Below are 296 nucleotides of genomic sequence, written 5' to 3' on the forward strand. Positions count from 1 at the left end.
GTGTCGAACTGACCAAACCTGCCGCCACCTCACGCGATTTGTCGCTGGCGTACAGCCCAGGTGTGGCTGAGCCGGTCAAGGAAATTGCTGCCGACCCTGAAAATGCCTACAAATATACCGGCAAAGGGAATCTGGTTGCCGTGATTACTGACGGTACCGCCATTCTGGGGCTGGGAAATCTGGGGCCACTGGCATCCAAACCCGTCATGGAAGGCAAATCTTTGCTATTCAAACGTTTTGCGGGCGTTGACTCTATCGATCTGGAAGTGGAAAGCGAAAGCCCACAAGCCTTTATC

General features: G+C 53.7%; 1 pseudogene. It reads left to right on the plus strand.

Annotation, left to right across the window (positions count from 1 at the left end):
• Positions 1-296 (plus strand): annotated as a pseudogene (locus tag Q4563_RS18835) (malate dehydrogenase); the annotation flags it as partial.

It is taken from the genome of Gilvimarinus sp. 1_MG-2023 (genome assembly GCF_030548285.1).